We start from the raw sequence: 24,750 nt of genomic DNA on the forward strand, positions 1-24,750 counted from the left end.
ACTAAAAAAAACTTTTGTCCTAAAATACAATTATAAAAACTTTTAGGAGCAATTTAGATATTCCGTTTAGAAGATATTTGCAACTGTAAAATAATAATCTGGTTGTGAAATTCTCAGGTGATTGTTTACATTTTTTACAAGCCATAACACGAAGGAGAAAATTTCTTATTTTCTCCTTTTTTTATGCAATTATCATTTATACAGGTGTTTACTGTAAAAATGGCAATTTCAATTGCAATAATCCCCCTAAAACCAAATAGGTAAGTATTTTATTATATATTTTATAACATGTTGCAAAATAAAAGGTTTCATTTTATAAAATGAAACCTAATTAACTGTTTATCAGTAGTATGTGTAAAAGAAAAAATTTAACTTTATACTAATAAAATCTCTTTTACGCCTTTAGACTAACACAATAGCCTAGAAAGCTTAGGCTCTTCCTCCTTTGCCAATAGTTATTAGAATATACTTTACTTCTTCTAAAAGCCTTTAAGTAAAAATACACGTTAATTTTTCGAAATTTTTTAGCAGTTGAGAGTGGCTCGAGTAGCCGCTTTAAGGAGATTTCCTAAATCTTTTTTATCTCTATAATGTTGAATTGACAAGAGTAAGATCCAAAATAAATGACTTTTAAATATATTTTGTTTTGCGCCTGTATAGTGATATTTTATTTTTTTTCTGCTGGTTCAAATAGTCCAGATCAGTCTTTTGTTTTGGTAATGCATTGATTTATATAGGAATAGATGGAATTGTAGATGTTTTTTTTAATCAAATTGTTTCAAATTTGAAACAAATATGTCTTAATCTATTATTCTAAAACCTTTTACAGGCAAAATAAACTTCTTAATAGCAGGAATTTTGCACTAATATTTTCTAGTATCAATTTTATGTAAAACCAACGGTTAAAAAAGGTACAATACGAACACTTATTATTAGCAATTTGATTCTGTGTGAGTTGTTGTATTTTTTTTAATTAAAAAAACGATTTATGAAAACAAAAATTACATTCGTTTTGTTGTTATTGTTGTTTATGATGGGAGGTAGCGCGTTTGCGCAGGTGCAGATTAATGCCCCTACGTCCTATCAGCCTGTAAGTCTCAATCAGGGCGGTGCCCCAGGCACTTACAAGGTCGACATTGTAAACAATAATGCAGCAGCATTGAACGGAGCAACATTTTCGCTGGCATTGCCCGCGGGCATGGAGTATGTGGCAGGAACCATAACGGGGATTCGAATGGTAAAAATCGATCCGCTTGGAAAATTGTTTTGGAGCGTAATCTCTCCGTTATGATTTTTAATGATGCCATGAACTACACTCAAACCAAGACCGCATCCATAATTGACAGGTTTGGTTGAAAAAAAAGGTTCGAATATTTTTTCTTTTATGGAGTCAGGAATCCCTGTTCCGTTGTCTTCAATTTTTAAATACAAATTAGCATCATCATCATCAACTATTATTTTAATAATGCTCTTTTCAGGTGATGCATAAATGGCATTTATAAGAAGATTAAAGAGAACTTGGGTAATTTGAACAGAATCTACTTTCGCCATAATATTATCGTTCTTGAAAACTAATTCATGCCTGATTGATTTTTTCTGAAAATTGGATTTTAGGAAGGAAAGAGCAAAAACGATGATTGGTTTTAGCTCCTGCAATTCTAATTTTTGTGGCATTTCACAAGAAAAGAACATTAGTTTTTTGACAATTTCGCGCGAGTAAATAACGGAATTGATAATTATAGAAATATCAGCACCAATTTCAGGATCTGAATTTTGTTCCTTTATCAGTTCAGCAAAACCTAGAATATTGCCCAACGGCGTATTCAGTTCATGAGCTATTCCTGCAGTCATTTCGCCTAATAAAGAAAGGCGCTCCATGCGTTCTATAGTTTGCCGCAATGCAGCTTTTCTTTCTAAGGTTTGATACTTGTCAACATAATTTCCTATTTCTATTGCAATAGTATCAAGAAGCTTTTGTTCATCATCACTAAAATCACTCAAATTATATTTTTTTGATGGATAATGCACTTTAATATGGCCATAGTTTGTTTTATTTACAATGATAGTGCTGGACTGAAACACCGATAATTCCATAATCTCAGATGTCGACAAATGATAATCTTTAATATGAAGTTCGACCACACATTCTGTACTATAACGCCATGCATTTTTTGTACTTACAATTATGTCGTAAAATGTTTGAATATTTATTGAATTCGATTTAGAGATGGTTTTAGAAATATCATATAGACAAGTAAGCTCTTTTATTTTTTCTCTTAAATTCTCCTCAGTTGACCGTAAATACATTGTAAGAAATTATTTATAATAATTTTAAATTAATTTCAAAAATAATTAAATAATCTTAACCAATAAATAAAAGCTTGCTTAATGTTAACTATTTGAAAACAAAATAAATAGATGTATTTTTTATGTCTTATTTTGTTGTTTTTATGTCTTATTGGAGCATTGATTGATAATAAAATTATATATAGAAAAATCGTACTTTTTGTTTGCTTTCAAAAAGTGGTTTTACAAAGTAAAAATTAAAAAGTCTTATTATGATATTTTAAAAACTTTTAGGTCTACTCAAGAGAAAATCTTAAAGATAATTTTGTGTTCAGACTAATCTGAGACAAAATCATGAATACCACAAACTTTTTTTTAGAGTTTCCTCTAAATTTTTCTGAAATAAGGAAATTGAACAAGATGTATTTCGAGCATTTGTTTAAGCAACGTGTTATTTTTACTTCAATATTGATTTTACTACTTCTCATTTTTTCTGATTTCATCAATATTAATTTCGAAGATGACTTTTTTCTCTGGTTGATAAGAAGTCTGGGCATAATTGTTTTTTTTGTCGTTTTCGAAAATTCCTTTGTAGATGCCGTTTCAGGAATTACTTTTCAGATAGCAAAGCGATTATTGAGATTTAAGAATCTAAATAGCAGATATAAGTTTGTATTTACTAATTCTAAGCTCTGCATTAGATTTCCTTTAGGAAGATTAACGCATAAATGGACGACAATTGAAAAAGCAATTCTGACTAAAAACTTTTTGTTTTTATACATAAAAGAGCAAAACAATTATATTATTTCTATTTCCAGAAAAGATTGTAGAAAAATGGAAGAGCTGTTGACTTTTGTTGAACAGAATGTCATACACATCATAAAAGTTTAAAATTAACCTTATAGTGTCAGTTTTATGGCATATTAGGGTTATTACTAATTTTTTACCGATGTAAGTTTGTAATATTTTTAAAAATAGGAGAGATGCAGAAGGAAAAAGTTTTAGTATTTGACAGCAAGGGAATTTTCTTAAGGATGTTCAAAAGAAGGTTTAAAGAAGAGTTCGATTTTCTGGAAAATTCTTTTTTTGACAAAACGGTAACCACAGAATCTGATCGGATTGTTTTTGTAATACATAATCATAACGAATTGCTTAATTTTCTGTCGCAGGAGAAAAGAGGATCCAACGTTTTAGTTTGCTTATTTAATTTACAGTTCTATAGAAGTTTATCGTTTTTGGAAGGAACAAATAATTTTATTTTGTTTGATGAATCAAAAACTAGAACTGAAATTTTAAAGGAATTAAAGGCCTTTTTTGATAATAAATTGGATTCTAATACAATTAAAAAAAGTTTATTACCGCCAAATGTTTCTTACCGAAAGTTTCAGGAATATTACAAGGCAATGTACTTTTTGATGTAATTTATTTTATTTTTTATATTTTTTCACTCGTACACTTAATAGAAATGGTACTTTCAAAGCAGGATAAATGTTGTTTTTATCCTGCTTTTTCATTGTTTGATTAATTCTTAGAAAAAACAGCTTTCTGCAAAACTAAATGTTGAAATAAAGTATTTTCAAATAATAACTGGTTTAATAAAAGTCTTAATTTTAAAAACACCTTTTTAGATCTTGCAGATAAGATGTAAAAGTGTGATTAAGCAATTTTAGATTTTGAAAATCTGAATATAGAGTCTATAAAAACTAAGATTAATAAAAGCATTATTGACGTATTTGTTATAAAGAATATGTACCTCAATAAAACTCTTATTGAGTAAATTTTCCTTTTTTGAGGATTTTTTACGCTCCAAAAATTAACAAATAGAAGAGGTATAAGCCATCTTTTTGAATAAAGTTACTTTTAATTTTATACTTTCTACGGAGTACTAAAACAGTTGTTATAAAAACACTTTTAAAGTAAGTGTTTGATTGTTAATGTGTTGTGTTTGCTGACATTTTAGAAAAAATGGAAGTCAATTTATTGTAAAGAAAATGAATGAAAAACTGCATTAAATTTAACAGCAAAATTGTTGTAACTATCACACAAACTTTTATTTTTGTGGCTTAATTTAACAATATATAAGCATGAAAGATTTATTAGTAAAAATCAACGCCGAAATTGAAACATTCAAAGCTGAAGCTGAATCTTTGACTGAAAAAGGAATTAAAGCTGCTGGACCAAGAGCACGTAAATCGACTTTGGAAATTGAAAAACTTTTAAAAGAGTTTAGAAAAGTTTCTATCGAAGAATCAAAAAAATAATACAACTAAACCCCGCTATAAAGCGGGGTTTTTTTATGTCTTTTTTTTTTTTTAGCCACAAAGCCACTAAGGCACAAAGTTTTTTTGTTAAAGATATATACTTTTTTGCGCACGATCTGAACGATAGCGAACGGACGAAGTAATTCAAATTGAATTATAAGAATTCGTGAATTTGTAACGAAAAAACTTAGAACCTTAGCATCTTAGAACCTCAGAATCTTTAAATAGAATTCCTGTCAATAAAATTAAAAGGAACTTTTACCTGTGCTTTTTCTTTGTTCAGAATCATTCGCGCCGCTGTTTCTCCCATAATATTAAAATCGGTAGACATAACGGTAATACCCAATAATTCTTTTAGCGGAGTGTCGTTATAAGAAATCACGCCAATCTCTTTTCCTAAAACAAATTCTTCATCACGAATCTGCTTCATTAAATTTACTAGATCAGACTCTTCAATGGTGATAAATAAATCTCCTTTTTTAAGAATCATATCATCATAAACTTCACTTAAGATTTCAAAGTTAATTTCATGTTCCACGCAGAATTTTCTAAATCCGTGTAAAATTCGTCTAGGATAAGGGTAAACTGCTTTATCTGGGTATACTAGAATTAATCGTTTGTATTTTGCAATTTTAGAAAGACCTTCTTTTAAGGCATTATAAATATCATTTTCAAAATCCTGATAAATCTTAATGACATCATCACCCGTTCCTAATTTAATGTTATCTAAAATAACCAGTTTTTCTTGCGGAATTTTTTTTATGGCGCTTACCACATCATCAGTAAAACTTAAATGCCTTAATTCGTCTGTCTTAAAGTGCGTTGTAATTACATAATAATCGTAAGCTCCTTCAAACTTATCTAAGATATTCAAAAATAAAGTTTCGTCGCAGTGGTAAATTTGAAGATCAACATGAGCGTTGGCTCCTAGAGTATCAATAAATGAACTATAGGTTTTCATTTTGTAAGAACTCAATTTGTTGGTCAAAAACAAAATATTGACTTTAGATTCTAATTTTGTTCGAGTAATATAGTAGCCTTTTCCTCTAATCGAAGAAATGATTTTTCTTTCTTTTAAAATGTTATAAGCTTTCTCAACAGTATCACGAGACATATAAAACTCTTCGCTGAAACTATTTATAGAAGGAATTTTTTGATTGATTTTTAAATTTCCGTTAGCGATGTTCTGAAGTATAGAGTCAACAATCTGCTTGTATTTAGGAACTCGAGAATCTTCATCTATTTTAATAAGTTTAATCATGTTCATTTTTCAGGAAATCTGTCTCGTATTTCAACGTGACTCTTTTTTAATTCTAAATAATTTAAAAAAATCTCTTCTATAAAAAGAATCTGTTAAGCAGAATCATTTTCATAATGAAAAAGAGAAATTGACAAGGCTTGTAATCTTTTTTTTATGATTTCTGAATTTTAACCCAAATGAAGAATTAATAATTACGAAATCGATTGCTAAAATAGCCATTTTAAATTTATTTACCCAATAATTGCAAGCCCTTATTTCTAATAATCTTTAGTTTTAACAAAAAATATGAAATCCGTAAAGGATAGTACAGGACAGTTTTCTTTTTGACATTCTCTTATTTTACAAAACCAAATACTAACAAACCTAACCTAAACCAAAAACAATAATATGGAATCATTATTAGGAATCATTTTTCATTCTATCGGAGGATTTTCTTCGGGTAGTTTTTATATGCCTTTTAAAAAAGTGAAAGATTGGGCTTGGGAAAGCTATTGGCTTGTGGGCGGATTTTTCTCTTGGCTGATTGTTCCGCCAATTGCAGCTTACTTAACGATTCCAAATTTTACTGAAATTATTGCAGCAGCTTCTCCATCAATAAAAACTTTCACTTTTACAATGGGTTTAATCTGGGGAATAGGCGGTTTAACTTATGGTTTGGGCGTTCGCTACTTAGGAATGTCTTTAGGAAACTCCATTACTTTAGGATTTTGTTCTGCATTTGGAGCTTTAGTACCATCAATTTATTATGATATCGTTCCGACTGAAGGGAAAATATCATTCTCTCATATGCTTTCTAATTCTGGCGGACAGCTGGTTTTAATAGGAGTTGTAGTATATCTGATTGGAATTGCAATCTCAGGAAAAGCAGGAATGCTGAAAGAGAAAGATTTTGCCACTGGCCATGAAGATAAGGACAAAGACTTCAATCTGGTAAAGGGTCTAATTGTGGCCGTGATTTCAGGAATTTTAAGCTCATTCTTCAATTATGGAATCGAAGCTGGGAAATCAATGGCAGAACATGCTGTAATAAATGGTGCAAATCCGTTATTTCAAAACAATGTGACTTATGTTGTGCTGCTTTGGGGAGGACTTACAACCAACTTTATCTGGTGTCTTTATTTGAATTTTAAAAACAAATCAATTAAAAATTATACCGACAAATCTACTCCAATAACAAAAAACGTTTTGTTTTCTGCTCTTGCTGGAACCATGTGGTTTTTACAGTTTTTCTTTTACGGAATGGGAGAAAGCAAACTTGGAAATGGTGCCAGTTCATGGATTCTTCATATGGCAACCATCATTTTAACGGCAAATTTTTGGGGATTTTATTTGAAAGAATGGAAAGGAGTTTCTAAAAAAACATTAAGAACTTTTTTCTGGGGAATTGGGCTTATTATGCTTGCAATCGTTTTGGTAGGAATTGGTAACTCATTATAAATACAAGAAATAATTTAAAATACTATATGTCGAATACAAACACAATTAATAATATGAATTTTAAGCATGTAAGCTACCTTTGGGATGAGGCTAAGGCGGCAGCATTAGCAGGTGATGAAGTAGCGCTTTTTATTTATCGTTCTAACTTGCTAGGGGCTGATTTAAGATTGACCAACTATGGCGGTGGAAACACTTCTGTAAAAATTACAGACAAAGATCCTCTTACTGGAGAATCTTCTGAAGTAATGTGGATTAAAGGTTCTGGCGGTGACATTGGAACGTTGACAAAATCAGGTTGTGCAGCTTTGTATTTGGACAGACTTCGTAATCTTGAAAATGTTTACAGAGGCATTGAGTTTGAAGATGAAATGGTAGAATTATTCAACCACTGTATTTTCGATTTAGCTTCAAAAGCGCCTTCTATCGATACGCCTTTACATGGTTTTCTTCCATTCAAACATATTGATCACTTACATCCAGACGCGGCAATTGCAATCGCTGCTGCAAAAGATGGAAAGAAAATCACAGAAGAATTATTCAACGGAGAAATTGGCTGGGTTGGATGGCAGCGTCCAGGATTTGATCTTGGTCTTCAGTTGAGAGCTTGTTTAGAAGAAGCAGAAAAAAAAGGTAAAAAACTACGCGGCATCATGTTAGGTTCTCATGGTTTATTTACTTGGGGCGATACTGCGTTTGATAGTTATATCAATACGCTGGAAGTAATCGAGAAATGTGCTTCTTACTTAGAAGATAATTATGGAAAAACGCGTCCAGTTTTTGGAGGAAAGAAAATTGACAGTCTTCAAGAGGCAGATCGTAAATTGAAAGCAGCAAAAGTAGCTCCGATTTTAAGAGGTTTCTGTTCATCAGAGCGCCAAATGATTGGTCATTATACAGACGATGCAAGAGTTTTAGAATTCATTAATTCTAATGATCTTTCAAAATTAGCCCCATTAGGAACTTCTTGTCCAGATCACTTCTTGAGAACTAAAATAAGTCCTTTGGTTTTAGAATTAGATCCAAACGAAGATTTATCTGATGTTGCAGCTGTAAAAGCAAAGTTAGCTCCAGCTTTTGAAGCTTATCGTGCGATGTACAAAGACTATTACAATGCATGTAAGAAATCAAATTCACCAGCAATGCGTGATCCTAACCCAGTGGTTATTTTATATCCGGGAGTGGGTATGTTCACATTTGCTAAAGATAAAACAATGGCGCGTTTAGCATCTGAATATTACATCAATGCGGTAAACGTAATGAAAGGCGCTGAAGCCGTTTCAGAATATACGTCATTGCCACACCAAGAAGCTTTTGATATTGAATATTGGTTATTGGAAGAAGCAAAATTACAGCGTATGCCAAAACCAAAAGCATTGTCTGGAAGAGTAGCTCTTATAACTGGTTCTGCGGGCGGAATTGGTAAAGCTATCGCGAAAAAATTTGCTCAAGAAGGAGCTTGCGTGGTAATTAACGATATCAATGAAGAGCGTTTGGAAGGTGCTTCTGCAGAGTTTGTAAAAGCATTCGGAAAAGATGCTGTTTCGAGCACTTTATTGAATGTTACTGATGAAGTAAGTACAGAAAAAGCATTGGACGAAGCTTGTTTAGCTTTTGGAGGTGTTGATATTGTCGTGAATAATGCTGGAATCAGCATTTCAAAATCTATCGCAGAACATACTCTTGAAGAGTGGGATAGATTATACGATATCTTGGTAAAAGGACAATTTATTGTTTCTAAAGCCGGAATCGAAGTAATGCGTAAACAAGGTTTTGGAGGAGATATCGTAAATATCGTTTCTAAAAATGCTGTTGTGGCTGGTCCGAACAATCCTGGTTATGGTTCAGCAAAAGCGGCTCAAGCGCATTTAACACGTTTAATGGCTGCAGAACTTGGAGCTGACAAAATTCGTGTGAATACAGTAAATCCTGATGCTGTAATTTCAGATTCAAACATTTGGTCTGGAGGATGGGCAGAAGGTCGTGCAAAAGCATACGGAATTACAGTTGAAGAACTTCCGGCTTACTATGCAAAACGTACGTTATTAAATGAAATCATATTGCCTGATGATATCGCAAATGCTTGTTTCGCTTTTGTTGGAGGTTTCCTAAATAAATCTACAGGAAACGCCTTAAACGTAGACGGCGGCGTTGCAATGGGCTTTTATAGATAAAGATTGTTTAGGTTTTTATATAAGTTTGTTTAAGCAAAAGTGGTTTTTTGTGGTCTAGCGTTCGAATTCTTTCGAACGTTAGATTTTTTTAGCATATAACAATTCGCTTTAACAAACAAAACTTAACAAAAAAGTGAAGTACAACCAGAGTTTGGCTACTGTGAAATTTATAAGTTCAAAAAATATTTAAAATACACTAAGATTTAGAAGGCGAATCCGTAAAATCCGTGTCCGAAATTTCGGCACTGCGTGTTAAAAAAATATACTAGACATATAAAATTTATATATTGTAAACTCTATTAAAAATATCAATAACTATGATAATCTCATCAAACCACATTGATTCTCATAACGGGGATTTAATTAAAAAACACGAAAATAAGCTAATTTTTACGGCATCAGAAATAAATGATACAGAAGCGATTATTCAAAAATTAATCGATTTTCAAATTGCAATTCCATCTTGGGCCTTAGGAACTGGAGGAACACGTTTTGGACGTTTCGCTGGTGGAGGAGAGCCTCGTTCATTAGAAGAGAAAATTGAAGATGTTGGTTTGCTTCATAAGCTTAACAGTGCGTCTGGTGCGATTTCACTTCACATTCCGTGGGATATTCCAACAAATTATAATGAAATAAAAACATTAGCGGCACAGCACGGATTGAAATTTGATGCGATGAATTCGAACACATTTCAAGATCAAGCAAACGCTGAGCATACTTATAAATACGGTTCTTTGCAAAACGTAAATAAAGCAGTTCGCAAACAGGCAATTGCTCACAATATAGAAGTAATTAAACACGGAATCGAATTAGGATCTGAATCTTTAACAGTTTGGCTGGCAGACGGTTCTAATTTTCCAGGACAATTAAATTTTAGAAAAGCGTATCAAAATACATTAGAAAGTTTAGAGGAAATCTACGATGCATTACCTTCAAATTGGAAATTATTCTTAGAATACAAATGTGCTGAACCTAACTTTTATTCAACAACTGTTGCAGATTGGGGACAATCTTATTCGTATGTGAAAAAATTAGGAGACAAAGCGCAGACTTTGGTTGACTTAGGACATCATTTACCAAATGCCAATATCGAGCAGATTGTTTCTTTATTATTGATGGAAAACAAATTAGGAGGTTTCCATTTTAATGATTCAAAATATGGAGACGACGATTTAACAGCAGGCGCATTAAAACCATATCAATTATTCTTGATTTTTAATGAATTGGTAGAAGGAATGGACGCAAGAGGAATGAATCATGCTAAAGATTTAGGCTGGATGATTGATGCTTCTCACAATATCAAAGATCCATTAGAAGATTTATTGCAATCTGTTGAAGCGATTATGATTGCTTACGCACAAGCACTTTCTGTTGATAGAAAAGCATTAGAACAAGCTCAAGAAGAAAATGACGTGGTAAAAGCGCAGGAAATTCTTCAGAATGCTTTCCGTACAGATGTTCGCGCATTGGTAGCTGAAGCTCGTCTTCGTTCTGGCGCAGCATTAAATCCAGTAGCGTTATATCGTTCGCTTCAAGTTAGAGAAAATCTAATTGACGAAAGAGGTTTAAAAACAGTAGCAACGGGCTTATAATTATCAATTATCAATTGACAATTGATAATTAACAATTTACAATTAAAAAAAATGAATGTAGTTGCGATTTTTGATATTGGCAAAACAAACAAAAAGGTTTTTTTATTTAACGAAAATTACAAAATTGTCTGGGAGAAATCGGTTAATCTTGATGAGACCACAGATGAAGATGGTTTTCCTTGCGAAGATATCGAATTACTGAAAAACTGGATTTTAGATCGATTATCTGAAATAAAAGAGCTGACAGATTATGTTTTAAAAGCCATCAATTTCAGCACTTACGGAGCCAGTTTTGTTTATATAGACAAAAACGGAAAAGTTTTAACTCCTCTGTATAATTATCTGAAAGATTATCCAGAGGATTTAAAATCTGATTTTTATAAAAAATACAAAGGAGAAAAAAAGTTTGCTGTAAAAACAGCTTCTCCAGTTTTGGGCAGTTTAAATTCGGGAATGCAGATTTACCGATTAAAAGAAGAAAAACCAGAAATTTTCGAAAAAGTGAAATACTGCTTGCATCTGCCGCAGTTTTTAAGCTTTCTTTTAACGAATGAGGCATACGCTGATATTACAAGTATTGGTTGTCATACTAATTTATGGAATTTCAAAAAAATGAAATATCATAAATGGCTGAAAGAAGAAGGTATTTTAGATAAAATTCCGCCGATACATTATGGTAAAGACGTTATCAAGAATGCTGATAATCTTGCCATTGGAGTTGGGCTTCACGATAGTTCATCAGCGATTATTCCGTACACAATCAATTTTACAGAACCTTTCGTTTTATTGTCAACAGGAACTTGGAGTATTTCTCTAAATCCCTTCAATACTAAACCGTTAACTTTTGACGAATTACAAAACGATTGCCTTTGCTATATGCAATACACAAACAAGCCAGTAAAAGCGGCACGTTTGTTTGCAGGAAATGAACATGAAGTGCAAACCAAACGTTTGGCAAAGCATTTTAATGTTCCAGTTGATACATACAAAGAAGTTTATTTTAATAAGAAAATTGTAGCCAATTTAAGAGCTCTTAATTATCAGATTATCTATCCTAAAAAATACGATTTTGATATTCTAAAAGAATGTCCTTTTCAAAAAAGAGAGCTTTCATATTACAAAGATTACGAAACAGCCTATCATCAATTGATGCTGGATTTGGTAGAACAACAAGTTTTTTCTACCAATTTGGTAATTCATAACAGTCCGGTAAAAAAGATCTTTGTGGATGGCGGTTTCAGTAAAAATTCGATTTACATGAATTTATTGGCAGAAGCTTTTCCAGATGTTGAGGTTTATGCAGCTTCGATGGCACAGGCAAGTGCATTGGGAGCGGCATTGGCCATTCATCAAAACTGGAATCCAAAACCAATTCAGAACGATTTAATTGACTTGAAATTCTATAAACATTAGGTTAAAACGGTCTGTATGTTGTAAATTTGCTGAGAAACGTATTTTTTACATTTACAGTACACGCCTAATGAACAACACACTAAATACTACAATATGAAAATTGGACTTTTTATACCTTGTTATGTCGACCAATTTTATCCAAAAGTAGGAATTGCAACCTACGAATTACTCCAAAAATTAGGTTGTGATGTCGAATTTCCGATGGGACAAACCTGCTGCGGACAGCCAATGGCCAATAGCGGTTACGCACATTTAACAAAAGGCTGCGATGCCAATTTTATTGCCAATTTTTCTGGATTTGATTATATAGTCTGTCCTTCTGGAAGTTGTGTTTTGCATGTGAAAGACCATTTGCATGACGAAAAACAAGAAGAGAAAGCGACAGCAATTCGAAATACAGTTTACGAACTTACCGAATTTATTACCGACGTTTTAAAAATCGATCACATTGACGGAAGATTTCCTTATAAAGTAGGAATGCACGTAAGCTGTCACGGTCAACGCGGATTAAAGCTTTCGCAAATGTCTGAATTAAACGCACCATTTTTCTCTAAACCAGAACAATTATTGCACAGTATAAAAGACCTTGATTTGGTTGCTCTAACCAGAAAAGATGAATGCTGTGGTTTTGGAGGAACTTTCTGTGTGACTGAAGAAGCCGTTTCGGTAAAAATGGGGCAAGATCGTATTAAAGATCACGAAAGTCATGATGTGGATTATATTACAGGTGGAGATATGTCTTGCCTAATGCACTTGGACGGAATTCTAAAAAGGCAGAAAAGCAGAATTAAAACCATTCACATTGCTGAAATATTAAATTCACTCGAAAATTAATTTTTTCTACCATTAAGAAATTAAGTTCATAAAGCTTGGTTAAATATTTCTTAGTAAAAAAATAAGAGATTTAAGAGATTTTAAAAAACTTAATTTTCTTTTAATCATAAAGAAATTAAGTTCATAAAGTTTAGCTTAATTTATTTAATATCTTAATGGTAAAAACAACTTTTATAAGATGTCATCAGAAAAAACAATACCGCACAACGAAGCCGCAGCAAAGTTCAATAAAGACGTAGAGCGTGTCAATTGGCACGATGAAACGCTTTGGTTTGTGCGTGCTAAAAGAGATAAATCAGCGCACCAAATAGCAGATTGGGAACTACTTCGTGAAACGGCTTCTCAAATTAAATTTAATGTGCTTTCTAACATTCACGATTATTTAGTCGAATTTGAAGCGAATGCCCAACGAAACGGAATAATTGTGCATTGGGCTGCCGATGCAAAAGAACACAACGAAATTGTACATTCGATCTTGGCGAAACATGATGTAAAGCAGATGGTAAAATCCAAATCGATGCTTACAGAAGAATGCCATTTGAATGATTATTTAGCCGAAAAGGGAATAGAAGTAATTGATTCAGATTTAGGAGAATATATCGTACAGCTTCGTAAAGAACCGCCAAGTCATATTGTACTTCCTGCGATTCACTTAAAGAAAGAAGATGTAAGTGAGACTTTTCACGAACATTTAGGTACAGAAAAAGGAAATTTCAATCCGCAATATTTGACAGAATCAGCTCGCCAGAGTTTGAGAAATACTTTTTTGACTAGAAAAGTAGCTTTAACAGGAGTCAATTTTGCTGTTGCAGAAACAGGAGAATTTGTGGTTTGCACCAATGAAGGAAATGCCGATATGGGCGCGCATTTAGCAGATGTTCATATCGCCTGCATGGGATTTGAAAAACTGATTCCGAAAAGAGAACATTTAGGTGTTTTCTTGAGATTATTAGCAAGAAGCGCAACTGGACAGCCAATTACGACTTTTTCAAGCCATTTCAAGAAGCCAAGAGACGGAAAAGAAATGCACATTGTAATTGTGGACAACGGAAGAAGCACGCAATTAGGAAGAGAAGATTTTAGAAATTCGCTGAAATGCATTCGTTGTGGCGCGTGCATGAACACTTGTCCGGTTTACAGACGAAGCGGCGGACATAGTTATCACAATGCGGTTGCGGGACCAATTGGTTCTATCTTGGCACCAAACTTAGATATGAGCAAAAATGCCGATCTGCCTTTTGCTAGTACGCTTTGCGGTTCGTGCACCAATGTTTGTCCAGTAAAAATTGATATTCATGATCAATTGTACAAATGGCGTCAGGTTTTGGTAAAAGAAGGGCATACGCCAAAAGCCAAAACCATTGCGATGAAAACAATGGCGACCGTTTTGGCCAATCCGATAGTTTTTAATATTGCCGGTAAATCAGGGCGATTTGTAATGAAGAATATTCCAGGAATGGTCAATAATAAAATGAACAAATGGTATGATCAGCGAGAAATGCCAGATGTTCCAGAAGAATCTTTTAGAGAATGGTACAAGAAAAATTCGAGAGAATCTAAAGCAAAAGGGGATGAGTAGTAAAGGCGAAATTTTAAAAAGAATAAAACTGAATCAACCCGATTTGGTTTCAGAACTGCCAGATCTTACAGTTTTAGGTTCAGAACAATTTGATATATTAGAAACCTATAAAACGGTTTTAAAAGGCATAGGTGGCGATTCTGTAGAAGTTGCTGATTATAATGAAATCATCAACTATATAAAATCCAATTACAATCTTGAGAAAAGGCTGATTACAACCCTTCCAGAACTTTCAGAGATTGCTTCTTTAGACTGGAAAACAGTAGATCCGCATTCACTTCAGGATGTTGAATTAACGGTTGTAAAAGCACATTTTGGAGTAGCAGAAAACAGCGGACTTTGGGTAACTGATGATATTTTAGGACAGCGTGTTGCTCCTTTCATTGCGCAATATTTAGCTATTATTGTTCATAAAAAAGATCTTGTGCCAACAATGCAGCAAGCGTATCAAAGAATTGGAAACATGGAATATGGTTTTGGAACTTTTATTGCAGGTCCGTCAAAAACAGCAGATATTGAGCAATCTCTCGTTCTTGGCGCTCACGGTGCTAGAGGATTAATTGTGTTTTTATTGGATTAGGTTTTTTCATCTTATTGCAAGGTGAAAATATTCGCATAAAAATAAAGCTCAGTAGGGAATAGTTTATTAAAAAGAAAAGACTAAACATAGAATGCAGGAATGTTTGCCATTTCTGCATTCTTTTTTTAAAATTTTCCTAAAATTAGCTTATAATTGTACTCTTTACACGAATATAAGAAAGTACATTTTGAAGCGTTTAGTTCTACATCTTCTACTGTTAATTGGATTTTCTTTGGTAGGATATTCGCAGGATTATCCCATCAAATTTCTTGACATATCAGACGGTTTGTCTAACAATTCCATTACCACAATTTATCAGGATAAGGAAGGCTATATGTGGTTTGGAACCTATGACGGTTTAAATCGATATGACGGATATAATTTTAAAGTTTTTAGAAACCGAATCAACGATAAAAAATCTCTTTTATTCAATACCATTTATAATATAGAGGGTGACTCTAGAAATAATATCTGGGTAGGAGGAACTAGCGGAATTTGTATTTACGATAAAACAAAAGCATCATTTCATACGGTTCAATATACGCTGTGGGATGATAAGCCCAAAGTGCTTCAAGATATTATACATCAGATGCGCTCCGTGTCAGATAATTTGGTTTTGGTTGCTTCGCAGAAATTAGGATTATTGGCTTTTGAAAATGGTTCTTTCACAGGAAAACATATCCCGCTCAACGCATTAGGAAATAAGATTACCATTTCTAATTATGATGCTATTGCAATTCAGGAAAATAAAGAAAAATCAGGATGTTGGGTATACGTGCGCAATGTTGGAGTTTGCTCTTACAATTATAAAGCAAAAGACTTAAAAATTATTTTTCCACTTTCAATAGGAGTAAAGGCCATTAAACTTTCTTCTGATGGAAATCTTCTGTTAGGAACAGACGAAGGTTTGTTTTTAATGAATACCAAAACAGGTTCTGTTTCAGAAAATTATTTCACTAATAAATGCAGCGTTACAGATGTTCTAGTAGATAAAAAAGGAAAAATTTGGGTTACAACAGATGGTTGTGGCATTTTCTACATTAATCCGAATACTAAAAAGCTTCTTTCTTATAACGAACAATTAGCCAAAAGCAATTCGGTTTGGAGTTTATACGAAGACCAATCAGGCAATAAATGGTTTGGTTCGCTTCGTGGCGGAATCAGTATGCTGAGTGATACACCAAAGTATTTTAAAAGTGTTCGTTATAATGCCAAAGATCCGGCAGACAATTTTATTTTATCTTTTTGCGAAGATGAAAATAAGAATGTTTGGGTCGGTACAGACGGTGCAGGCTTAAAATATTGGGATAGAAAAAACAACAATTATACAAATTATGGAAATTCGCTGTCTAGTCCTTTTATAACAGGAATAGTTCGTGATAATACTAACGATATCTGGATTTCAACTTGGGCTGGAGGAATCAATAAAATAAACAAGAGTACGAATAACGTTAAAAAATATTCTTGCTATAATCCTTATACCAAACAAATTGAGAAAAATATCTGGTTTGTCTTTAAAGATTCAAAAGCAAATATTTGGGCAAGTTCGACAAATGAAGGTACACTGTATCTTTTAAATCGAAAAAAAGATGTCTTTGAACCTTTCGATAAAAGAATCGACAACCTGCAGTGTATGATTGAAACTTCTGATGGAAAGTTATGGGCAGGAAATTATACTTCGCTCTTATCTATTGACAAAAATACTCGCAAAATCACTAAAAAAGTAATTGGAAATCCTATCAGATGTATTCATGAAGACAAGGATAAAAATCTTTGGGTTGGAACGCAAGAAGGAGGTCTGCTTTTATTTGACCGAAAGACCAATACTTTTAAAAGATTAACAATAGACGATGGTTTGCCTTCAAACTCCATTCTAAGGCTTTTGGAAGATCAAGAAGGAAACTTGTGGATGAGTACTTATAATGGAATCTGCCGATACGATAAAAAGACTAAAACATTCCGTAATTTTTCTGTAAATGACGGACTTCAAAGCAATCAGTTTAGTTTTAATGCTGGAATAAAACTATCATCTGGGGAATTTCTTTTTGGAGGCATAAACGGTTTTAATGTTTTTTATCCCCATACAATAAAAGGCTTTATCCAAAAAAATAATGTCTTGCTAACAGATTTTTACGTCAATAATCAGCTTATTGAAGAAAGTAAAGCTGAGGTTGATGTGAGTTCTAATAAAATAAAAGAAGTTAGCTTGGAATACGATCAAACCACTTTGTCATTAGAATTTGTGGCGCTAGACTACAATAACGCAGATAAGATAAATTATGCCTATTTTTTGGAAGGTTGGGATCAGCAGTGGAACTATGTGGGTCAAACCCGAAAAGCAAATTATTCGCGACTTCCAGAGGGGAAATACACCTTTAAAGTAAAGACAACCAATTTTCAAGGCGGATGGAATAAAGAAGTAAGTTTGGTTTCTATAACAGTTTTACCGCCTTGGTACAGAACTTGGTGGGCTTATGCCTTATATCTTTTAGCAATTGGGGGAATACTATTTTTATATTTGGATTATAACAAAAACAAAGAAAAATTAAAGTATAAGGTTAAAATCGCAGAGCTTGAAAGCAAGAAAGAAAAAGAGATTGCCGAAAAGCAGTCGTCTATGTTTACTTATATTTCGCATGAATTTAGAACACCGCTTTCGCTGATTATTAATCCGCTGAAAAAAGCAGTTCAGAAGGAAATTGTAGAAAACGGATCTTCTGGAAGTGATTTGGCCATTGCCCATCGAAATGCCAGAAGACTTTTAAGCTTGGTAGATCAGTTACTTTTACTAAGAAAAGCAGAAAACGATGCCGATTCTCTTCGCTTGTCTCCAATATATGTAAATAATCTTTCGAATGAAGTGTATCAATGCTTCGTCAATCAGGCAAAGGAAAAACACATTAGTTATAATTTTATTATTCCAGAGCACGAAATTACCATTATTGGCGATTATGAAAAGATAGAGATTTCATTATTTAATTTAATGTCAAATGCTTTTAAATACACGCCAATTGGAGGCGAAATCAATTTGACAGTAACTGAAAATGATGATGAAGTTTTTCTTGAAATAAGTGATAGCGGAGATGGAATTGATAAAAAAGATATTGATGTTATTTTTGAAAAATTCAGACAAATCAATTCGAAAGTTTCAGTTGGAACTGGTTTTGGCATTGGACTTTATATTGTTAAATATTTCGTTGACAAACATAAAGGATCTGTACTCTGCAGCAGTGAGAAAGGAAAGGGAAGTACATTTAAATTGGCATTTTTAAAAGGAAACAGTCATTTTGAGGATATAGAAATTACCAATGAAAAACCACAGCGAAGCCAATTATTTGATGAATTGATTCCAGATGAAATCCAAGAGCCGATTCCTGCAGCAGTAACTTCTATTGCCGACAGTGATTTTAAGAAGACTATGTTAAGCGACAAGCGAACTGTTTTGATTATTGATGACAATGCAGAAATTAGAGCGTACCTTATTAAGCTTTTTGCTGATAATTATATAGTCTACAGTGCTGAAAATGGCGAAGAAGGTTTAAAAATGACCAAAAAACATATGCCAGATCTTGTCATTAGCGATATTACAATGGAAGCTATGGACGGTTTAGAGCTGTGCCGAAGAATTAAAGAAGATAACGCTTTATCACATATTCCCGTTATTTTACTAACAGCATCTAAAAATCTGGAAACTCATTTACAAGGAATTAATGAGGGCGCAGATGACTATATCACAAAACCATTTGATGATGATATTCTCACAGCAAGAGTCGATTCTCTATTGCGAAATCGCCATAATTTGCGAACCTATTTCTTAGATAGTATAACATTAAAAGAAAATACCCAGAAAGTTCCTGTTGAATATCAAGAGATATTAAAAAAATGTATCGAAATTGTTGAAGCTAATATTCATAAAAAAGATTTCACGATTCGAACTTTTGCCCTTGAAATGGGAATGAGTCACAGAACGCTTTATACTAAGATCAAAATTATTTCTGGTCAAACCTTAAATGCTTTTATTCGTTCTTTGCGAATCAGAAGGGCAGCGATGCTGATGCTGACTGAAGATATGAATATTACTCAGGCGAGTACCGAGGTTGGATTTGAAGATCCGAAATATTTTAGACAACAGTTTGTAAAACTTTTTGGAATGACTCCTTCAGAATATATCAAAAAGTATAAAACGTCATTCAATTCTGACTTGAATATCATTAAATAGGCTCTAGATTCATTTTTACCGTTGCAGAATCAGCTGCTTTTTTTAGGGAAAGCTTGAATTTTTTTATCCAGCTCAAACGTTTTAGCTTAAAAACTGCATTTTATTCAATAATTATATATTTTGTAAAAAATCCCACATGATTTTAAATACTCTTTAAAATTTAATTCAAAATAATGGTTAATTACAATTTTGACCTCCTTTTTTTTCCAATTTACCCCTCATCAGAAGTGTTATTTAAACATTTCTTTGCAGTAATAGCAATCAACAAATAGGTTTTGCTGTTAGTCATAAGTGTTAATTAAGATAGTTAGTTATCTGTTTAAAGAACTGAGCACTCTTTAAACTTTCAGATCAGTAGTGGTTGGTTTTCATTACTTATCATCCCGCAGTTTATTTAGGCTGCGGGTTACTTAAAAAAGACATTTATTATAAACGGAAAGAAATAAAAAGAAATAAAAAGAAATATCTAACCATGTAACCAAACTCAAATAATATGAAAATGACCACATAATAATCGTTTTACTTTTTTTACCGCCTCACATAAAAAAAGCATTACCTCGAGTAACCTACGAGATTTAAAAAACAAACTTTGACTTTTAGAAAAAAAACTAACTAACCTAACCTCAAAAATTAAAGAAATGAAAAAAAATGTATTTTTATTTTTTCTTGCTCTTTTTGGCCTTCTCGTAACAGGATGCCAAAATAATGAATCAGGATTTCCAAGTTCTGATAATCCTACGGTGGTAGTTTCCACAAAAGAGATCTATGGAGCTCCGAGTAGAAAATTTGAAATTAAAGCTGCGCTTGCAGACGATTTAGGACTAAAAAGCGTACAAATTCAGATTCCAGAATTATCTCTGGATAAAGTAATTTCTTTTGGAACAGATCCGCTTTTAAAATTGTATGATTTAAGTTATTTTTTTGAAATTCCTGCAGATCGGGGAACGTCGGAATCTTTCAAAATTAAACTAGCTATTACTGATGTTTCAGGTAATGTTGTCAACGAAGAGATTAATCTGCGTTTAGATGGTGAGTTTGCGGCTCCTAGCATAACAATGGTTACGCCAAAAGAAGGGGCGGTTATTTTATTGTCTACAAGCAATGAAATGCCGGTAAATTTTGTGGTAAACGATGATTCAGGAATCGATTATGTACAAGTAAAATGCGAAGCTTTAGGAATCGATGAAATGATTCAGTTGTCAGGATCTCCACAGTCATATACATTCAATAAAACGTACAAATTGCCAGTAACTGCTGCTAATTATGTTTTAACAATTACAGCTAAAGATAAATTTGCGATTCCAAATTTAGGAGCACTAAACGTAAATATCGTGGCCACTAATGAATATCCAGCTATCTATTTATGCGATCAGCAAAAAGGGACCAATCTGACTACAGATGCAGTTGGAGTTCCGATGTATTTCCATGAAAAAAGCGGACAGGATTTCGAATTCAAGTATTACGCCGATAAAGACAACAAAGAAGTATATTTCTTAGGTCAGGAATCTGATTTTGCTCCTCATTGCTTTGGTTTAAATGCTTCTGGAGAATTAGTAGATGATGTGGCTTCAACGCCAATTATTTTGCCAACAAAAGGATATTATAAAATAAAAGTAAATCCAAATACTTTAAAATATACTGCTGAGAAATATACTCCAACAAGTAAAGTTTGGGCAGATATTGCAAATGGTTTATGGCATGATGATGCTGCGTTAAGAAAACCATTTGTAAGTGTTTGCGGCGGCGGAATTCAAGGAGCAACTTGGGATACTTGGGATGCTTGGACTCAAAAAAGTTTACACTTAACTAATAATCCTGCCAATCCATATCAATTGGTTGGAGAATACACTTTAACGGGAACTATAGAAGCAACTTTCACAGGCCAATGGTGGGATCCTTCTTGGAGATTAATTAAAAATGGAATTGCAACCATGTCGCCGGGAGAAAATGGAAATGCGAAATATCCTGCCGCTCCAGGTGTTTACAAAGTAGTCTTAGATACCGAATTGGAAAGAGTATTTATAACAAAAAAATAGTTGGTTATAACGTAGTTGTAACATTAAACAAATAAAACAGCTTGATATGAAATTTAAATATATAGGATTTTTTATTGCCCTTTTGTGTACTGCTGTATCTTTTGGACAAATAAAAATAAAAGGTACTGTTAAGGATAAAGCCAATGTGCCGATTCCAGGAGTAAATGTAATAGTAAAAGGAACTTCGACATCGGCAGCGACCGATTTTGATGGAAATTATGCGATAAGTGTTCCAAACAAAAATGCACAAATCGAATTCTCGTTTGTAGGTTTTACTTCCCAAATTGTCTCGGTTGGAGATAAAACAGAAATTAGTGTAGTAATGCAGGAATCAAGTCAGGCATTAGATGAGATAGTGGTAGTAGGTTATGCGGCTGTAAAAAAGAGCGACGTTACGAGTTCAATTTCTTCTGTAAAAGGAAAAGAATTGCAAACTATGACTGTTGGTAACGTAGCAGAATCGCTTCAAGGAAAAGTTTCTGGAGTGCAGGTTACGGGACAAGGAGGTCCAGGAGCGCAGCCAAGGGTTTTAATTCGTGGGATTTCGACTTTAAACTTAAACACAGATCCATTGTATGTAGTAGACGGAATTCCGATGGGAACAAGCATCAATTTCTTAAGCAACAACGAAATTGAATCTATGGAAGTCTTAAAAGATGCTTCTGCAAGCGCTATTTACGGTTCTCGCGCGTCAAATGGAGTTATTTTGATCACCACTAAAAAAGGTAAAGAAGGCAAAACCAGATTTACTTTCGATTTAAGCTCTGGTATGCAGATTATGAATAATCCATACGATATGGCTGATGCAGAAACTTACGCCCGAATAATGAATACGGCCAACAATAATTCAGGTTATGCTGATTATCTGCCAAATCCGTCACAATACAGAGGAAAAACGACAGATTGGTGGAAGGAAGGAATTAGAAAAGGAACACCCGTTACCAATGCTTCTTTAGGAATTTCAGGAGGCTCTGACAAACATACTTACGGAATAAGTCTGAATTATTATAATTCGGAATCTATTTACGGTATAGGCGGATGGGAAAGAATAACAATGAGAATTGCCAACGATTTTAAATTCTCAAAAAAGCTGTCAGCAGGAATTACATTAAATCCGCGTTATGAAACTTGGGGAGCACCTGGAAACTGGGCTGACTTCGATAAAATTGATCCCATTACGCCAATTTACAAACCAGCAGATCAGTTGAACGGAACAGAAAATGAATACAGCATTTATGCAAGATCTCCATCTTATGTATGGAATCCGGTTGCAGCTGTAAAAAGATATGACGACTATACCGATCAGTACAATTTAAACACAAACGGATATTTACAGTACGAGCCAATAAAAGGTTTAGTGATTCGTACACAAGCATCTGTTGAGGTTGGAGACAAAGTGAGAAATAAATTCGTTCCAGATTTTGTAATTGACGCAGCTCACGAAAAACAAGAAATTAATACCGTTGAAAAATGGAATACTACAAATGTAGATTGGACTTGGCAGAATACGATTACGTACTCTAGAAAATTTGCAGAAAAACACCATGCTTCTTTAATGGTGGGTAATACCATGGAAGAGTATAACGGCAATGATCTTTGGGGATATGGAGAAGGGGTGCCAAACAACTCAGATTCTATGAGAGAGTTAAATGCGGCAACCAAAAATAAAGACAGTAAAGGAAACAGCTGGTCAAGTTCTTTAATGTCTTATATCTCTCGTTTTTCTTATAATTATGATGAAAAGTATTATTTCACTGGAACATTTAGACGTGATGGCTCTTCAAAATTTATGACCAATAACAAATGGGCAAATTTCCCTTCTGCGTCGGTTTCCTGGAGAATTTTAAACGAAGGCTTTATGGAATCTGCCAAAGATTTCGTTAGCGACTTAAGATTAAGAGCAGGATGGGGTAAAGTAGGAAATCAAGGTTTGCCAGATGCGGTTTATCAATCAAATATTGGGCAAGGATATTATGTAATTGGCGGAGGAGTTGTTGATACTTCTTTTCCTTCTTCAATGGCCAATAAAGACATTAAATGGGAAACGGTAGAAGATATGAGTTTTGGTTTGGATTTCGGTTTCTGGAAAAACAAACTTTCAGGCTCTTTAGAATATTATAAAAAGAAAACCAATGACATGTTATTTTTAAAACAGTTTCCAACGTATAGCGGATTTCCAGATTATTCAAGAATGTGGACCAATGTTGGTTCTATGCAGTCAAGCGGTATCGATTTGCTTGTTTCTTATAAAGATAAAAAAGGGGATTTCTCTTATGGCGTAGATGTAACTTTTACAACGGTAAATGTAGATATGGTATCGCTTTCTTCTGATGGAGAAAGATTATACGGATCAGGAAACAGAACCTTAACTGTTAAAGGTGACGTTCCTGGGTATTTCTACGGATATGTGGCAGATGGATTGTTCCAAAACCAAACGGAATTAAACTCACATACAGATGAGCACGGAACGAAATTACAGCCGTATGCACAAGTAGGAGACGTTCGCTTTAAAGATTTAAACGGCGATGGAAAAATAGATGAAAAAGACAGAACAAAAATAGGTTCTCCGTGGGCTGATTACAACATTGGTTTGAATTTAAATTTTGCTTACAAAGGATTTGATTTAGTGGCCAATTTCTATTCAAGTATCGGAAATGAAATCGTTAACCAGAACATATCGGATTTATACAATGGTGCAAGTTTAACTAACAAAGTAAGCGGATTGGAGCAGATGGCTTGGCATGGCGAAGGGACTTCAAACTATATCCCTCGTTTGTCTAAAGACGATAACAACGAAAACTTTACCAAATTCTCTTCTCTTTATGTAGAAGATGGCTCTTATGTACGTATGAAAAATTTACAAGTAGGATATTCTTTCTATAACAAATTCGGATTGGATAAATTAAGAGTTTCATTATCGGGCCAGAATTTATGGACATGGACAAAGTATACAGGAGTTGATCCTGAGGTTGCTGGAGGAGATCCTAATCAGGGAGATAGAGTAAAAGGATCAGGTTTTGGAGGATGGAATTATCCAGTACAGCCAACAATCTTGATGGGACTTAATGTTGCATTTTAATC

General features: G+C 33.5%; 14 protein-coding genes. 12 read left to right on the plus strand and 2 right to left on the minus strand.

The features are described 5' to 3' along the window. Nucleotides 1-1,122: 1,122 nt before the first annotated feature. Nucleotides 1,123-2,307, minus strand: a complete 1,185-nt coding sequence (locus tag BB050_RS15995; RefSeq protein WP_066034246.1) for a sensor histidine kinase — start codon at nt 2,305-2,307, stop codon at nt 1,123-1,125. Nucleotides 2,308-3,269: 962 nt separating this feature from the next. On the opposite strand from BB050_RS15995, the gene BB050_RS16005 reads away from it, so the two are divergent. Together BB050_RS16005 and BB050_RS16010 are read left to right on the plus strand one after the other, a co-directional pair. Beyond that, nucleotides 3,270-3,707: a hypothetical protein gene (locus BB050_RS16005; protein WP_066034248.1), complete on the plus strand. Its 438-nt coding sequence runs from the start codon at nt 3,270-3,272 to the stop codon at nt 3,705-3,707. Nucleotides 3,708-4,370: 663 nt separating this feature from the next. Further along, nucleotides 4,371-4,547 carry a histone H1 gene (locus BB050_RS16010; protein WP_008467640.1) on the plus strand — a complete coding sequence of 59 codons (177 nt, stop codon included), beginning with the start codon at nt 4,371-4,373 and terminating at the stop codon, nt 4,545-4,547. A 220-nt stretch (nt 4,548-4,767) separates the two neighbouring features. On the opposite strand, the gene BB050_RS16015 is transcribed toward BB050_RS16010, so the two are convergent. Further along, the gene (locus BB050_RS16015; protein ID WP_066035194.1) at nt 4,768-5,808 is read right to left on the minus strand and encodes a GntR family transcriptional regulator; all 1,041 of its coding nucleotides are present in this window, start codon (nt 5,806-5,808) and stop codon (nt 4,768-4,770) included. Nucleotides 5,809-6,195: 387 nt separating this feature from the next. Here BB050_RS16015 and rhaT point away from each other — a divergent pair, with 387 nt between their 5' ends. The 10 genes from rhaT to BB050_RS16065 all read left to right on the plus strand — a co-directional run bounded on the left by rhaT (nt 6,196) and on the right by BB050_RS16065 (nt 24,748). Beyond that, a complete protein-coding gene (gene rhaT / locus BB050_RS16020) occupies nt 6,196-7,245 on the plus strand; it encodes an L-rhamnose/proton symporter RhaT (RefSeq protein WP_008467632.1) in 1,050 nt (349 codons plus the stop codon). Nucleotides 7,246-7,271: 26 nt separating this feature from the next. Next, complete coding sequence (locus tag BB050_RS16025) at nt 7,272-9,416, plus strand: bifunctional aldolase/short-chain dehydrogenase (RefSeq protein WP_066034249.1); 2,145 nt, start codon at nt 7,272-7,274, stop codon at nt 9,414-9,416. Between the two features lie 317 nt (nt 9,417-9,733). Then, nucleotides 9,734-11,008 carry a sugar isomerase gene (locus BB050_RS16030; protein ID WP_066034250.1) on the plus strand — a complete coding sequence of 425 codons (1,275 nt, stop codon included), beginning with the start codon at nt 9,734-9,736 and terminating at the stop codon, nt 11,006-11,008. A gap of 51 nt (nt 11,009-11,059) precedes the next feature. Then, nucleotides 11,060-12,421 (plus strand): FGGY-family carbohydrate kinase, encoded by a 1,362-nt coding sequence (locus tag BB050_RS16035; RefSeq protein WP_066034251.1) that lies wholly within the window; start codon nt 11,060-11,062, stop codon nt 12,419-12,421. 93 nt (nt 12,422-12,514) lie between these two features. Then, a complete protein-coding gene (locus BB050_RS16040; protein WP_008467628.1) occupies nt 12,515-13,255 on the plus strand; it encodes a (Fe-S)-binding protein in 741 nt (246 codons plus the stop codon). Nucleotides 13,256-13,433: 178 nt separating this feature from the next. Then, a complete protein-coding gene (locus BB050_RS16045; protein ID WP_066034252.1) occupies nt 13,434-14,834 on the plus strand; it encodes a lactate utilization protein B in 1,401 nt (466 codons plus the stop codon). Next, nucleotides 14,827-15,414, plus strand: coding sequence for a LutC/YkgG family protein (locus tag BB050_RS16050; RefSeq protein ID WP_066034253.1), 588 nt, complete (start codon nt 14,827-14,829; stop codon nt 15,412-15,414). The genes BB050_RS16045 and BB050_RS16050 overlap by 8 nt, the downstream gene beginning before the upstream one ends. Nucleotides 15,415-15,646: 232 nt before the next feature. After that, the gene (locus BB050_RS16055) at nt 15,647-19,633 is read left to right on the plus strand and encodes a hybrid sensor histidine kinase/response regulator transcription factor (protein ID WP_236940341.1); all 3,987 of its coding nucleotides are present in this window, start codon (nt 15,647-15,649) and stop codon (nt 19,631-19,633) included. 638 nt (nt 19,634-20,271) lie between these two features. After that, nucleotides 20,272-21,669: a hypothetical protein gene (locus tag BB050_RS16060; RefSeq protein ID WP_066034254.1), complete on the plus strand. Its 1,398-nt coding sequence runs from the start codon at nt 20,272-20,274 to the stop codon at nt 21,667-21,669. Nucleotides 21,670-21,715: 46 nt separating this feature from the next. Further along, nucleotides 21,716-24,748: a SusC/RagA family TonB-linked outer membrane protein gene (locus tag BB050_RS16065; protein WP_066034255.1), complete on the plus strand. Its 3,033-nt coding sequence runs from the start codon at nt 21,716-21,718 to the stop codon at nt 24,746-24,748. The last annotated feature ends 2 nt before the right edge of the window (nt 24,749-24,750 follow it).

The sequence above is a fragment of the Flavobacterium anhuiense genome (genome assembly GCF_001705175.1).
Classification (GTDB): domain Bacteria; phylum Bacteroidota; class Bacteroidia; order Flavobacteriales; family Flavobacteriaceae; genus Flavobacterium; species Flavobacterium anhuiense.

What these genes read in the sequence shown, in the direction of transcription:
- BB050_RS15995 (WP_066034246.1), bottom strand. Translation starts at nt 2,307, where the DNA reads ATGTATTTACGGTCAACTGAGGAGAATTTAAGAGAAAAAATAAAAGAG.
- BB050_RS16005 (WP_066034248.1), top strand. Translation starts at nt 3,270, where the DNA reads ATGCAGAAGGAAAAAGTTTTAGTATTTGACAGCAAGGGAATTTTCTTA.
- BB050_RS16010 (WP_008467640.1), top strand. Translation starts at nt 4,371, where the DNA reads ATGAAAGATTTATTAGTAAAAATCAACGCCGAAATTGAAACATTCAAA.
- BB050_RS16015 (WP_066035194.1), bottom strand. Translation starts at nt 5,808, where the DNA reads ATGATTAAACTTATTAAAATAGATGAAGATTCTCGAGTTCCTAAATAC.
- rhaT (WP_008467632.1), top strand. Translation starts at nt 6,196, where the DNA reads ATGGAATCATTATTAGGAATCATTTTTCATTCTATCGGAGGATTTTCT.
- BB050_RS16025 (WP_066034249.1), top strand. Translation starts at nt 7,272, where the DNA reads ATGTCGAATACAAACACAATTAATAATATGAATTTTAAGCATGTAAGC.
- BB050_RS16030 (WP_066034250.1), top strand. Translation starts at nt 9,734, where the DNA reads ATGATAATCTCATCAAACCACATTGATTCTCATAACGGGGATTTAATT.
- BB050_RS16035 (WP_066034251.1), top strand. Translation starts at nt 11,060, where the DNA reads ATGAATGTAGTTGCGATTTTTGATATTGGCAAAACAAACAAAAAGGTT.
- BB050_RS16040 (WP_008467628.1), top strand. Translation starts at nt 12,515, where the DNA reads ATGAAAATTGGACTTTTTATACCTTGTTATGTCGACCAATTTTATCCA.
- BB050_RS16045 (WP_066034252.1), top strand. Translation starts at nt 13,434, where the DNA reads ATGTCATCAGAAAAAACAATACCGCACAACGAAGCCGCAGCAAAGTTC.
- BB050_RS16050 (WP_066034253.1), top strand. Translation starts at nt 14,827, where the DNA reads ATGAGTAGTAAAGGCGAAATTTTAAAAAGAATAAAACTGAATCAACCC.
- BB050_RS16060 (WP_066034254.1), top strand. Translation starts at nt 20,272, where the DNA reads ATGAAAAAAAATGTATTTTTATTTTTTCTTGCTCTTTTTGGCCTTCTC.
- BB050_RS16065 (WP_066034255.1), top strand. Translation starts at nt 21,716, where the DNA reads ATGAAATTTAAATATATAGGATTTTTTATTGCCCTTTTGTGTACTGCT.